Annotated in this window: 13 protein-coding genes; 2 read left to right on the forward strand and 11 right to left on the reverse strand. The window is 52.5% G+C overall.

Annotated elements, in window-relative coordinates; all coding sequences use genetic code 11:
• The 10 genes from uspG to citC form a co-directional block, all read right to left on the reverse strand.
• Positions 1 to 421 (reverse strand): universal stress protein UspG (gene uspG, locus FDX01_RS18850; protein ID WP_137400284.1); only part of this gene is annotated, 421 nt, incomplete at its 3' end.
• Positions 422 to 619: 198 nt separating this feature from the next.
• Positions 620 to 1,030 carry a nucleoside diphosphate kinase regulator gene (gene rnk, locus FDX01_RS18855; RefSeq protein ID WP_003022104.1) on the reverse strand — a complete coding sequence of 137 codons (411 nt, stop codon included), beginning with the start codon at positions 1,028 to 1,030 and terminating at the stop codon, positions 620 to 622.
• Between the two features lie 146 nt (positions 1,031 to 1,176).
• A complete protein-coding gene (gene rna, locus FDX01_RS18860; protein WP_137400281.1) occupies positions 1,177 to 1,983 on the reverse strand; it encodes a ribonuclease I in 807 nt (268 codons plus the stop codon).
• A gap of 123 nt (positions 1,984 to 2,106) precedes the next feature.
• Positions 2,107 to 3,570, reverse strand: coding sequence for a citrate/succinate antiporter CitT (gene citT, locus FDX01_RS18865; RefSeq protein ID WP_115259113.1), 1,464 nt, complete (start codon positions 3,568 to 3,570; stop codon positions 2,107 to 2,109).
• 23 nt (positions 3,571 to 3,593) lie between these two features.
• Positions 3,594 to 4,499, reverse strand: coding sequence for a triphosphoribosyl-dephospho-CoA synthase CitG (citG, locus tag FDX01_RS18870; protein ID WP_115259112.1), 906 nt, complete (start codon positions 4,497 to 4,499; stop codon positions 3,594 to 3,596).
• Positions 4,471 to 5,022, reverse strand: coding sequence for a citrate lyase holo-[acyl-carrier protein] synthase (citX, locus tag FDX01_RS18875; protein ID WP_135912400.1), 552 nt, complete (start codon positions 5,020 to 5,022; stop codon positions 4,471 to 4,473). The genes citG and citX overlap by 29 nt, the downstream gene beginning before the upstream one ends.
• A gap of 3 nt (positions 5,023 to 5,025) precedes the next feature.
• Complete coding sequence (gene citF / locus FDX01_RS18880; protein ID WP_115259110.1) at positions 5,026 to 6,558, reverse strand: citrate lyase subunit alpha; 1,533 nt, start codon at positions 6,556 to 6,558, stop codon at positions 5,026 to 5,028.
• A gap of 9 nt (positions 6,559 to 6,567) precedes the next feature.
• A complete protein-coding gene (locus FDX01_RS18885; RefSeq protein ID WP_137400282.1) occupies positions 6,568 to 7,476 on the reverse strand; it encodes an aldolase/citrate lyase family protein in 909 nt (302 codons plus the stop codon).
• The gene (gene citD, locus FDX01_RS18890; protein WP_096757911.1) at positions 7,473 to 7,769 is read right to left on the reverse strand and encodes a citrate lyase acyl carrier protein; all 297 of its coding nucleotides are present in this window, start codon (positions 7,767 to 7,769) and stop codon (positions 7,473 to 7,475) included. Before citD ends, FDX01_RS18885 begins: the two co-directional genes overlap by 4 nt.
• Positions 7,766 to 8,842: a [citrate (pro-3S)-lyase] ligase gene (gene citC, locus FDX01_RS18895; RefSeq protein WP_115259108.1), complete on the reverse strand. Its 1,077-nt coding sequence runs from the start codon at positions 8,840 to 8,842 to the stop codon at positions 7,766 to 7,768. Before citC ends, citD begins: the two co-directional genes overlap by 4 nt.
• A gap of 387 nt (positions 8,843 to 9,229) precedes the next feature.
• On the opposite strand from citC, the gene dpiB reads away from it, so the two are divergent.
• Both dpiB and dpiA read left to right on the forward strand, forming a co-directional pair.
• Positions 9,230 to 10,891 carry a sensor histidine kinase DpiB gene (dpiB, locus tag FDX01_RS18900; protein WP_137400283.1) on the forward strand — a complete coding sequence of 554 codons (1,662 nt, stop codon included), beginning with the start codon at positions 9,230 to 9,232 and terminating at the stop codon, positions 10,889 to 10,891.
• Positions 10,860 to 11,540 (forward strand): two-component response regulator DpiA, encoded by a 681-nt coding sequence (gene dpiA, locus FDX01_RS18905; protein ID WP_096757908.1) that lies wholly within the window; start codon positions 10,860 to 10,862, stop codon positions 11,538 to 11,540. The genes dpiB and dpiA overlap by 32 nt, the downstream gene beginning before the upstream one ends.
• Positions 11,541 to 11,656: 116 nt before the next feature.
• On the opposite strand, the gene dcuC is transcribed toward dpiA, so the two are convergent.
• Positions 11,657 to 13,039 (reverse strand): anaerobic C4-dicarboxylate transporter DcuC, encoded by a 1,383-nt coding sequence (dcuC, locus tag FDX01_RS18910; protein ID WP_096757907.1) that lies wholly within the window; start codon positions 13,037 to 13,039, stop codon positions 11,657 to 11,659.
• Positions 13,040 to 13,406 lie beyond the last annotated feature (367 nt).

The raw sequence follows: 13,406 nt of genomic DNA on the forward strand, positions 1-13,406 counted from the left end.
CGACCAGCACCGGCAGGGTGGCGTGGCGGACTACGCTGGAGGCGTTAGAACCCAGCAGATGGGTGCTGATTGATGGGTTGCGCGATCCAATGACCACCACATCGGCGTTCAGCTCTTCGCCCAACTCGTTGACTACATCACGTACGCTACCAAAGCGAACGTGCTGTTTGATGCGAGAAGGATCAATACTGAAGTGACCGACCATCGTTTGCAGGCGGGTTTCCGCTTCGTGCTGCAGATGTTCCTCAAAACGGCGAACGTCAGCAGCAAAACGATGCAGGCTCAGGCTGGCGGAGCCAGGAAGCACATGCAGAAGATGGATAATCCCATTTTCCTGTGCCAGAAATTCTGCATGGCGAACAGCCTTGTCGCTTAGTTCCATTTCGAATACATCAACAGGCATTATGATTGTGTTGTACATAAACATTCTCCTTGTCATTACATGAACACATAACAGCATAGTATTAAAAATGATTCTGTCAGTCACGACACAGATTTATGTTTTGCGAGCAGGAAAGGGAAAGCAGCAATAATGTCAATGAGGGGCGGGGATATCATCGGAAAGAGGATGCGTAAGCATCCCCTGTAAGATAAAGCGAGTAGCTTTGCTATAACAGAGTTAGCGCAGGTAGTCGCCCGCAGCTTCAGGCTGGTACTCAAGTTCGATGACTTCGAGATGGGTTGATGTACCACCTGGTAGTTCCCAGTGGATCGTGTCGCCAACGCGCAGACCCAGAAGGGCAGCACCTACCGGGGCCATCACCGACAGTTGAGTACTGCTGTCGGTCATCGTGGCCGGATACACCAGGGTACGCACTCGGACTTCACCATCGCTCAGATTGCGGAATTTCACGCGGCTGTTCATGGTGACGACATCGTGCGGCATGGTTTCTGGAGAACACATTTGGGCGCGATCCAGCTCGGCGTTTAAGGCGTCAGCAATCGGTAAACCCGCAAACGCAGGTTGCTCCAACAGGCGGTCAATGCGCTCAGCATCGAGGTCGTTAATGATGATAGTTGGTCTGGACATTTATTACTCCATGTCGTCGATACTGCGGGTGCGCAGGTAAATAATCCCAAAAGAAAACCCTCACCGTCAGGCGGCAAGGGTTTAGCTTTTATGATGATACTGAGACTTACCCCAGGTTTGAAGTGATTTAGTTCACATTCAGGCGATCAATAACCGACTTTGTCGAGGATAAACTGCTTGCCGCAGTTTCCAGGATGCGCTTGCGGCAGGAACGATGCTGCGGAAAGCGGGGCATTAATGGTGGCTGCCTTGAGCGTAAACTGGATTTCAGTCAGGTAGGCCGGATTACCGTGACAGCTTAACTTCACTGCCTTCACGCTTTTTGTACCCCAGGTTTTCGCGACGGCGTCGTCAAATGCGTTGCGGCTGACGGTTTGTCCGTAATTGTCGGCAATAAATTTGCCGAGTTCGGTATTTTTTATCTCGCTATTCATTCGCACCATAGTGCCAAAGTACGCGTCAGGATCGAAACCAAAACAGGCGCCGTGCTTGGCATATTCGTAACGTTCGAGACACGATGTTCCGCCAGCGCCGGGCATCACAGCGCTCAGTTTTGCGGCGCTTTCCAGCGAAAGCCCCGTTTCTGGCGCGGCGCATTTGCGACTGGCACGAGCCTCCGGCAGGTTTGGTATAGGGCGTGTGGCGCAGCCAAAGCGCATCCACCGACGATTATCTACACCGCGGGCGGCAATCGATTTTGGCAGGCCAGGCCACAGACCGTGAACGGTCAGGAAATCTGCTTTATTTGCGGTTTCTTTTTGCAGGCGGCATTCGTCGGGTTCCTGACGATTACGTTCGTGTTGGCTCTGACAAAAACCGGTTTGCCAGGAGAGCGCCAGCACATAGCGATCAAAGTCACCGTACTGTTTTGCCTGAAGTTGTTCGGCCTGGGCCGCAGAAACCGGCAGCAGAAGTGCCGTCAGCAAAGAGCAATAACGCCATGTCGATGTCATGATGAATTCGGATACTTATATAATTTCTGAATGTCATCTATTAAATCATAAAAAAAGCCGCTCAGGTTTAGCTGAGCGGCATCATTTTCGTTACGCGTTTTTGCTAAGGACTAAGAAGTACGATTAGCTCCACATTGCCAGAATCGGCCAGCCGACCAGCAGAAGCATGGCGATATAGATAACGCCGAAGATGGCGCCCAGACGCCAGTAGTCTTTGGACTTCACATAACCACAGCCGTAGATGATCACGCCAGGGCCGGTGGCATACGGTGTCAGACAACCCATGATACCGATGGACAGCACCAGCAGAATACACAGATGCTCCATTGGCACGCCCGGGATCCCTTTACCGACCGCCAGAATTACTGGCAGCATGGTCGCGGTATGCGCAGACAGGCTGGCAAACAGGTAGTGAGCAAAGTAGAACACCAGTACCAGCACGATCACAGTCGCGTTAGGTGAGAAGCCTTCCAGGTGTGAGCTCATGGTGTTAGCGAACCAGTCGATAAAACCGGAACGGGTTAAGCCGTTGGCCATTACCACCAGGGTGGCAAGGTTGACCAGCGTGTTCCATGCGCTGTTATAGCGGGTAATGTCTTTCCACGGTACCACGTGCAGAGCCAACATCAGAGAAACCGCCAGCAGACCCACGGCGGTGGCATCAATCAGCTTGCCGCCGAATACCCACAGACCCAGGCTCAGCAGCACCAGACCGATCAGGGTCATCTCTTTACGGGTCAGTTTACCCATGGTTTTCAGTTCATCACCGGCCCATGCGGCAACTTCTGCACTGTGAGTGACTTCGGGTTTGTACAGAACGTAGGATAACCACGGCGCAACGATCAGCAAAATAATACCGACTGGCAGGAAGCTGAGGAACCATTGCAGCCAGCTGATCTGAATACCGGCAATTTTGTTAACGAATTCCAGACCCAGTACGTTTGGCGCAGCGCCGGTAACGAACATAGAGGAACTCAGGCTGGTACTGATCACCATCATCCACATCAGATAACCGCCGATACGGCGTGCTGATGGATCGTTAGGGAATGATTTAAACAGCGGCGGCAGGTTTTTGATAACCGGGAAAACGGTACCACCGGTACGCGCGGTGTTCGACGGTGTAAATGGCGCCAGCAGGATGTCGATAATAACAATCGCATAGCCCAGCGTCAGGGTACGTTTACCCATGAACTTCACCAGGAACAGCGCGATACGACGACCCAGACCGGTGACTTCATAACCCAGTGCGAAGATGAACGCACCAAACACCAACCAGACGGTGGTGCTGGAGAAGCCAGCCAGACCCCACTTCAGCGCCTGTTTGCCGGCGTGAAAGGTGGGGTCCGCCAGTTCTGTGGCATCAAACAGCAGGTAGTTGCTGCCGATAACGCAAATTGTCACGGCGATAAAGCTGATCGCTGTTGCCGGGATAGGCTCGAGGATCATACCGACAATCATGGCAACAAACACGGCAAAGTAGTGCCAGGCCTGCGGGGGCATTCCATCAGGGACGGGGATAAGAAACATGACACCCATGACGACCAGCGGGGCCAGTAACTTCCATATACTATCTTTTGATAAAGACATGAATGATTCTCCGGAAAGGATCTTTAATGGTGATAATGATGAACTTGTGAAATCTGAGCTAAGAACCAGGTGACAATCAGCAGATCGGCACAGCCTCCAGGACTGAGGTTGCGTTCAATGCACTGTTGGTCGAACTGGTGCAGGTAATTGAGATCGGCGGGGGTGCGAATTCCCCCTTGCTGCAATAATGTGGCAGATTGCTGCTGTAACCAGCGCAGACCTTCAGCGCCACCGCGGGAAGCTACGTTGGTATCGCCGTTGATTGCCATAAGCAGCAGTAAGGTATCGAGCAATGCCAGTTCAGGATCGCGACCCTGAGACAGCAATGCGCGGTAGTGCGGTAACGCGTGGTGGATCACTAATGGATAGCCCGCTTCGGCTTCACCGCGAGCCCCGGTTAATCCCAGTTGTTGATACAAACGTTGGCCAGCCGTGAGTTGTTGATTGTTCTGGCGCAGTTCGCGCTCGGTCAGGCCGCGGCAAAAGGCTGCTGCTGTAGAGCAAATGGTTTCAGGTGTGACGGTCTGGCTGAGCTGGTGCAGGCGACCAATGGCGGCGCACAGCAATCCCAGCGAAAAGATACTGCCTTTATGGGTGTTAACCCCGGCAGTGGCGCGAAACATCTCGGCCTCGCAGGCCATCCCCACCGGACGCAGTCCTTTCAGCACATCTTCAGGCACCAGTTGCGCGCTGAAGGCCCCGTATTCGACGAAACGCGGCAGCCAGGCGTGGATCGCCTCGGCGCTGCGGTGAAAGTCATCCAGCGCCATGTCTTTGTGCGCGCCGTTGTTAATACGATCCACCAGACCGGGTTTGGGAGACAGGTTGACTTCCGTCAGCATGGCACGCCACGCGAGCGTCGCGTACGCTTCTGGTAAATCCTGAGGAAGAACGGCGGATTTAGTCGATGTTGCGGGAATCGGCATCATGCAGCAGTTCCTCCATGCGAATAAGTAACTCGGAAAGCGTGTGGGTTTTACCCCGCGCGCAGTCGGCTGCGCTTTGCTCGCACAGCAGGCAGCGGCGTGCAGGGAGCGTAAAATGACGGCGAGACAGGATTTCTCCTTCCGGAGTCAGGACATCGAGGTCCCATAACCGTCCCAGCGGGTGTGAATGCTCAAGCTCTATGGTGGCGAGCTTGAGGTCGTGTGCCGGGGCCTCTATAGACAACAGACCTTCCGGCCCGCTGGCAGAAACCCGCGTAGATTGCTCCCTGACTATCCAGCCCGATTTTTCCGCCAGCGTGAGCAAGGCAGTGATACCGTGATTAAAAATGCGACGAGTGAGTTCGCTGTCTTTAATCGGACCCGGTGCGACCACGGTAAAAGAGACCAGTGGCGCGCAGTGGCGGGTGAGCCAGGCATGCTGGCGTGCTTGTCTCTCATCGCGGCTGGCGAGCAGCTCGGGAATAGAAACCGCGTGGCAGGTGGCATGTTCAGGGAGCAGGTGCATGGCTTATTCCTTCACCTGATGCACAACATCAATCACTGAACCGTCGCGGTAACGCACAACGGCAATCACCCGGTCGGTGAATTCGATGGCGCGTGGCTGACCGGTAAGCTGCTGTGCACGCTCGCGCAGCCAGTCGATGGAGACCACTTTCATCCCCGCTTCCTGCAAACGTTCAGCCAGTTCAGGACGTGCAGGGTTGACGGCGATACCGTGGTCAGTGACCAGGATGTCAATGCTGGAGCCAGGGGTGACGCAGGTCAGCACGTTATCAACCAGCGTCGGGATGCGACCGCGAACCAGTGGGGCGACGATAATCGACAGTGCAGCACCGACAGCGGTATCGCAGTGGCCACCGGATGCGCCGCGCAGCACACCGTCGGAGCCGGTCAGCACGTTGACGTTGAAGTTTGTATCCACTTCCAGTGCGCTCAGCACTACGACATCCAGACGGTCAACCGATGCGCCTTTCGAACCCCAGTTAGCGTACTGGTTAGCGCTGATCTCAATATGGTTTGGATTGCGGGCTAGGGATTTTGCGGCGGCACTGTCGAAGCTCTGTACATCCAGCAGTTTGCGGATTAACCCTTTTTCATGCAGGTCAACGATGGTGGCAGTGATGCCGCCCAGTGCGAAGTCGGCGCGGATGTCGCGGCTGCGCATTTTGTCTTCTAGGAAGCGGGTTACGGCCAGCGAGGCGCCACCGGTACCGGTCTGCAAAGAGAAGCCCTCATTGAAGTAGCCGGAATTGGCAATCACCTCTGCCGCGCTGCGAGCGATCAGCAGCTCACGCGGGTTGGTCGTCATGCGGGTTGCATCGGCGCCAATTTTGTCCGCATCACCGACCTGCTCGATCTGCACGATCAGATCCACCTGATCCTGGGTGATACTGGCAGGATTATGCGGGTAGCTCAGCAGTTGTTCGGTCAGCAGGACCACCTGTTTAGCGTTATCGGCATCGACACGGGCGTAGCCGAGTGAGCCACAGCAGGCTTTACCGGTGTAGCCGTTAGCATTACCAAATTGGTCGCAGGACGGTACGCCGAGGAAGGCTACGTCAATGCTTAACTCACCGCTTTGCACCAGGTGTACGCGACCGCCGTGAGAGTGGACCTGCACAGGTTCAGCCAGTAAACCGCGGGAGATCTCTTCCGCCAGCGGACCACGCAGACCGGAAGTATAAATGCGGCTGACGACGCCCTGACGAATGTGTTCCACCAGCGGAGCGTGACAGTCGCTCAGGGAGCTGGACGCCAGCGTCAGGTTTTTAAAGCCCATGACGGCAATGGTATCCATCACCAGGTTAATGGTCAGGTCGCCACCGCGGAAAGCGTGGTGGAAAGAGATGGTCATTCCATCCTGTAAACCTGAACGGCGAATAGCGTCTTCCAGGTTAGCGCACAGTTTTTTGTCGCGGGGTTTTTGCGCCTGTAACGCGACTTTTGCGCTGCTGTGGAAAGCGGAAAGGTCGCTTTCAGCATGACGGCTCCAGGTCGCCACGCGATCCTGTCGTTGAGACTGTTCGATTTTCTGCGTCATTTTTTTGCCTTATTCTTCGCGAATGCCGGAAAGTTCTGCACGGGAGATAACCAGAAGGGCGCGCTCGATAACCGGGCTGTCGACCATCTTGCCGTTCAGGGAGACAACGCCACGGCCTTCGCGAGCGGCGGCTTCAGCGGCTTCTACAACCAGACGGGCGTGCGCCAGTTCTTTGCGCGTTGGCGCATACAGGTTGTGCAGGAGGTCGATCTGGCGCGGGTTGATGAGCGATTTACCGTCAAAACCCAACTGCTTGATGTGTGCGGCTTCATGCAGGAAACCGGCTTCGTTATTGGCATCGGAATAAACGGTGTCAAATGCCTGAATGCCCGCAGAGCGTGCCGCCTGCAAAATAGAGCAGCGGGCAAACAGCAGTTCGGTGCCTTCCGGCGAACGCTCGGTGCGCAGATTACGCACGTAATCTTCTGCACCCAGGGCAATACCGATCAGACGTTCAGAGGCGTGAGCGATTTCAACGGCGCGGGTGATGCCCAGCGGTGATTCAATAGCAGCGAGCAGACCGGTGCTGCCAGGTTCGCGACCGCAGGTGTTTTCGATACGCAGAATTTCGCTTTCGATGTCGATAACATCCTGCGCAGTATCCGTTTTAGGTAAACGCACGATGTCAGCGCCACCGCGAACGACCGCTTCGAGGTCATTGATACCCCATTCAGAATCGAGGGCATTTACGCGAACAATGGTTTCAACGTCGTGATACAGCGGGTGCTGCAGCGCGTGGTACACCAGACGACGCGCGGTATCTTTCTCGCGCAGTGCGACGGAGTCTTCCAGGTCGAACATCAGCGCATCTGCCGGGTAGATAAACGAGTTGCTGATCATTGCGGCATTGGCGCCCGGTACGAACAACATGCTACGGCGTGTGCGGGATTTACGTTGTTGCAAAGATTCAGAAATCACTGGCAATCCTCCCATGGCAGTGCCGGAATGCCGCTGGCGCGGGCCAGTAATGCTTCCAGTCGCGCACGTAAAATGCAGTCCAGTGCGCCTTTATCATCAACATTTAATTGCACGCCGCGTACGTTGTAGCGGGACAGAACGTCGAGGATGGTGGTGCGAATGGCATCACCAAATTGTTTTTCAACGCTACTGTTAACCTGCAGGTCGATATCCTGCGTATCGAGCGGGGCGATGCGAATCATCACATCACCGGACTCGAGAGTGCCTGCGACGGCTGCCTGCTTTATTTTCATTTTTCACCTGTTGCTAATGCGGGGGTATTTTGGCGGACTACCGCGCCTGGCGAGGTTCTCTCAAGCATGTTTTGCAGGTAGTGCAACGTGGCTTCAGGAACCAGAGGGGCGATAGCCGTGAGATCTTTTTTAACCAGCAGCTTGCGTACCCAGGAGGCGGAAATCGGCATCTCCTGGAAGCACAGCCGCTCAATTTCCACCAGTTCAATCGGTGGGGCGGGGAGCGTTGGGGTCTCCAGCCAGTAGCGCATGTCGTTGTTGTACTGGGAGGTGACGGTGCAATACGGTTCGGTACCGACGAAGCGGTGCGTGACGCCAAGTGCCGGGGCCAGATACTGGCGGAAGATTTTCAGGTCTATTTCGGTGTAGCAGTGGTTAATGACGCTCTGCTCTTTAATGAAGTAGCACGGGAACGTGGCGCGAGAAATGATATATTCCGATCCGCGATGCACGGTTAAATGCGGAATATCTTTTGTTCCCTTAAGTACCAGATCCAGACGGTCTTCATACGGAAAGCGTGAGGTGTCTTCTTTTACCAGAAACAGATGTAGCCAGTCGCACTGTGCCGCTGCCTGTTGGATCAGAAAACGATGACCGTTGGTAAAAGGGTTGGCGTTCATGACGATACAGCCAATTTTTTTTCCTTCGCGACGCTGTTTTGTCAGCGATTCGGCGTAACGCTTCAGACGCGTGGTGCTGTTTTCCATCAGCACCATAATGCCCGGTACGCTGGTCAGCGTAGAGAAGCCACACTGCTTAAACAGCGCTTCGTATTCGGTTTTGGTATAAATGAAGAGATGCGTACAGTGACGCTCGTACGCGAGATTGATCAGCTCAGTGGCGAGCGTCAGGGCTAAGCCTTCGCCGCGCACGGTTTCGCTGATAGCCACGCATTTAATGATATTTCCGGCAATACCGCCGCAGGCAATCAGGCGGTCATCACGGGTGACGGTGATAAATATTTCAACGGTCGTATCCACGCTCAAATCATTCTCTTTCAGAAATTGAGCGATAGCCGCCATCTTTTTATTTTCTGAGCGCTTCACGTGCGAGAATATATTATTACCGAACATAGTAAAAAGTGTCCTGATGGTATATTTGTTACTGGCTTTTAGGTTTTGTTGCCAGGCTTAGCAACCTGATAACGTTTTGTTTGCAAATGAAGGGAAGGTTTTTTTATTACGGAGTATTTCTTTTTTTCCCTACTGCATACATCGTAAGGGGTATTTTAGAGGTAAATTTTGATTTATTTCACAATGCGTTAGAAGGTTTTTATGTGTTTTATGGTTTTAAGTTTTTTAATTAATTTAACCCTGAAATAGCGCGTGGTTTTAATTTGTTTAATTGATTTAAGGTGGGGAATCTGTAACGATCCTATTTTAGGCCGTGACTTGTAAATAAAACATTTTCATTACAAATACAAAAAAATAAGTTGCGGTTAACGTCGTTGAGGAAAAATTATGTCACAACATAAAAATAAAACACGGTTTTCTTTTTTCCGCAGACTGGCGTTTCCATTGCGTATTTTCTTGCTGATCCTGGTCGTTTCCATTTTTATCATCGCCGCGCTGGCGAAATACTTCACCGCCAGTTTTGAAGACTACCTGACAACGCACGTCCGTGATATGGCAATGAACCAGGCGAAAATCATCGCCTCTAACGACAGTATCATCACTGCGGTGAAGCATCGCGATTACACGCGTCTGGCGACCATTGCCGACAAGCTTCAGAGCGGGACTGATTTCGATTATGTGGTGATCGGTGATGAGAACTCTATTCGTCTCTACCATCCGAATCCGCAAAAAATTGGCTACCCAATGCAGTTTACCAAGCCCGGTGCGTTGGCAAATGGGGAAAGCTACTTTATTACCGGGACGGGATCTATTGGGTTGGCAATGCGCGCTAAAACGCCCATTTTTGATGATGATGGCAAGATTATTGGCGTGGTTTCGATAGGTTATTTGATCAGTAAAATCGACAGTTGGCGATCGGATTTTTTACTGCCGATGGCGGGTGTGTTTCTTCTGCTGCTGTTGTTACTGATGCTGCTCTCCTGGTTTTTTGCCGCCCATATTCGCCGCCAGATGCTGGGAATGGAGCCCAAACAAATTGCCCGTGTGGTGCGCCAACAGGACGCGTTATTTAGCTCGGTATACGAAGGCTTGATTGCCGTTGACCTGGACGGGTGCATAACTGCTATCAATCGCAGTGCGCGAAAAATGCTGGGGCTTCCGTCGCCAGGGCGGCAGTGGTTGGGGAAACCCATTGATGAGGTTGTTAATCCGTCGGACTTTTTTACGCAGCAGATTGCGGAGCAACGTCAGGATGCGATGGTGAATTTTAACGGGCTAAGCGTTATCGCCAACCGTGAGGCTATTCGTTCCGGCGATGAATTACTCGGGGCGATTATCAGTTTTCGTAGCAAAGATGAAATAGCCACTCTCAATGCCCAACTGACACAAATCAAACAATATGTTGAGAGCCTGAGAACACTGCGTCATGAACATCTGAACTGGATGTCGACCATTAATGGCCTGCTGCAAATGAAAGAATACGATCGCGTGCTTGAGATGGTGCAGGGGGAATCCCAGGCCCAGCAGCAGCTGATTGATGACCTGCGCGGTGCCTTTGCCGATCGCCAGGTTGCCGGTCTGCTGTTTGGTAAAGTCCAGCGTGCGCGGGAATTGGGGCTTAAAATGACGATTGTTCCCGGAAGTCAACTTAATCAACTTCCCGAAGGGCTGGATAGCACAGAGTTTGCAGCAATTGTTGGCAATCTGCTTGATAATGCATTTGAGGCCAGCTTACGTACCCAGCAAGGGAATAAGGTCGTTGAACTGTTTCTGAGTGATGAAGGGGATGAAGTCATCATTGAAGTCGCCGACCAAGGGTGCGGCGTGCCGGAAGCGTTACGTGAAAAAATATTTGAACAGGGTGTGAGCACCCGTACCGATGAACCAGGCGAACATGGCATCGGTTTGTATCTGATTGCAAGTTATGTGAGGCGCTGTGATGGGGTTATTACGCTTGAAGATAACTCCCCCTGCGGCACTTTATTTTCTCTATTTCTTCCGAAAGTGAAAAAAAACGATGACGGAACCATTAACGCTATTGATCGTTGAGGATGAAACGCTGCTGGCGGAGATGCATGCTGAATATATCCGCCATATACCCGGTTTCAGCCAGATTTGGTTGGCGGGGAACCTGGAGCAGGCGCGGATGATGATCGCGCGTTTTAAGCCCGGTCTGATTCTTCTGGATAACTATTTACCGGACGGTAAGGGCATTACCCTTCTACATGAGCTGACTCAGGCACGCTACCCTGGCGGCGTGGTGTTTACTACGGCTGCCAGTGACATGGATACGGTGTCAGAGGCTGTGCGCGGCGGGGCGTTTGATTATCTGGTCAAACCGATTGCCTACGAGCGACTGGGGCAGACGCTGACGCGTTATCAGCAGCGCAGACGCATGCTGGCGGGTAACGACAGTGCCAGTCAAAAGCAGATTGATGAAATGTTTAACGCTTATGCGCGGGGTGAACCAAAAGGGGATTTGCCTACGGGTATTGATGCGCTAACGCTGAATGCGGTGCTGAAATTATTCGCTGATCCGACGGTACACCATACCGCGGAGACCATTGCACAGGCGTTGACCATCAGCCGCACAACCTCCAGGCGTTATCTGGAGTACTGTGCCAGCCGGCATTTGATTATTGCGGAGATTATTCACGGGAAGGTTGGGCGGCCGCAGCGTATTTACCATGGCGGCTAAATGCGGATTTCTGACGAAGGCCGGATAAGATGTTTTAGCATCGCCATCCGGCAACATGCGGTTGCAATGCCGGATGGCGGCGTAACCGCCTGATCCGGCCTACATTTTGTTCGCTATCAACCCCCAATTACGGCAGTTGTAGCGGGCACCATCACTTCCGTGGCGATAATGACAATCAGTAGCCCGACCATCACCGGCACAGACGTGCGCTTGACCACTTCAAACGGTGAAATCTTCGCCATACCCGCAACGGCAACAACCACACCAGATACCGGGGAGATCGTACGCCCCAGGTTCGACGCTTGCAGCATCGGGATGGAGAGGTAAGCGGGGTTAATGCCTGAAGAGTGCGCCAGTTTTGGGATCATCTCAACGAAGGCATAGAACGGGGCATTACCGGAGCCGGTGGTCATTGCTGCCAGCATGGTCAGAATAACCAGCACCAGCATCAGAATAATGCTTGCGGAGCCAAACGAGGTGGCGATCGAGATCAGGCTCTGAATAAAGCCGATAGTGCTCAGACCCTGGGCGAAAACTCCGGCGGCAACTAACAGCATTACCACGTTAGCAAAGGCATCAGCCATGCCGCGGTAGGCCACTTCCAGACCTGAGAAAACCTTCTGGGTATTGAACCCGCGGACAAACTCCAACACTGCGGCAATAAGCATGCACAGCACCAGAATAGTAATGATGTGCAGTTGCGGTCCCCACTTACCATCAAAAATGAGAACCCCGACAATCGGAGTAAACGGCAGGATGGCGTAAAACGATGGCGCGGTGGTGGTGATTTCGGCCACGTCTAACATTTCGTGAGAAACGTTCTCTTTTTTGTCCAGATAGCGCTGCCAGAAAAAGTGGGCAATCGCCATGCCGATAATGGCGGCAATGGAAATCGGCAGCGTGGTTTTAAATGCGAAGTCGATCAACGGCATTTCTGCGGCTTTGGCGGCGAGAACCACATCACCAGAAGTGGGGGATAGAATGATGGCGGCAGGGGAGGCGCAAATGGCCGCCGCAGCACCGCGGCTGATACCCACGTTAACCATCACCGGAAAGAGGGTTGCCATCAGCAGTACGCCCAGCCCCGTCGCTGAAGAAACCGCCAGTGACATCAGGCAGGCGACAAAGTAGGCGGCAATCATTAACACATAGGGTGAGTTGATATATTGCAGTGGTTTGGAAGCCAGTTTAACCACCATATCGTTTGCACCAATATGCGTCATGTAGGCGGCAAAACCACACAGCATCATGATCATCATGCCGAGATCGCCACCGCGGCTCATCAGCAAAATTTTAATGTATTCAACGATGTCTGTTGCTGTGTAGCCTGTGCTTTCGGCACTACCGGGCAAAACTTTATGACCCATCAGGGCGCTGATAATCAGTAAAACCAGGCCACCGACAAACAGTACGCCGGTCGCGGAATAACCTTTAATGATGTAGCGCGCTACACCCACAATAACCATAACTCCGATAAGGAGTTCTATAAATGTCAACATTATTTCCCCTGTCACATTGACGCCCAGAAAGTAAAAAAACTAAAAAAAGCATAAAACGGTGAGAGAATGTGCCTAATAAACGGATAACCCTCGCTGATTGAAATCAATAAAAATACGGATTAAACCAATGGCTGAGCCATTTTTTCAACATAGCGGATGAACCGGGAATGCTGCAATCAAAAAGTGTGAAGTCGTCTGTGGTTGTGTGGGATTTGACATTGAATTGATCTTGTTTTGTTTTCTAATTGTTAATTTATTTAACTTTTGCATGTGAAATGAACAGTTTATTGATATTAATAGAGTAATGACCGTTTCAGATAAGGCTCGGGAAATATGGTAATGACTCCAACTTACTGATAGTGTTTTA

This window comes from Citrobacter sp. wls613, assembly GCF_005281195.1.
Classification (GTDB): Bacteria; Pseudomonadota; Gammaproteobacteria; order Enterobacterales; family Enterobacteriaceae; genus Citrobacter; species Citrobacter gillenii.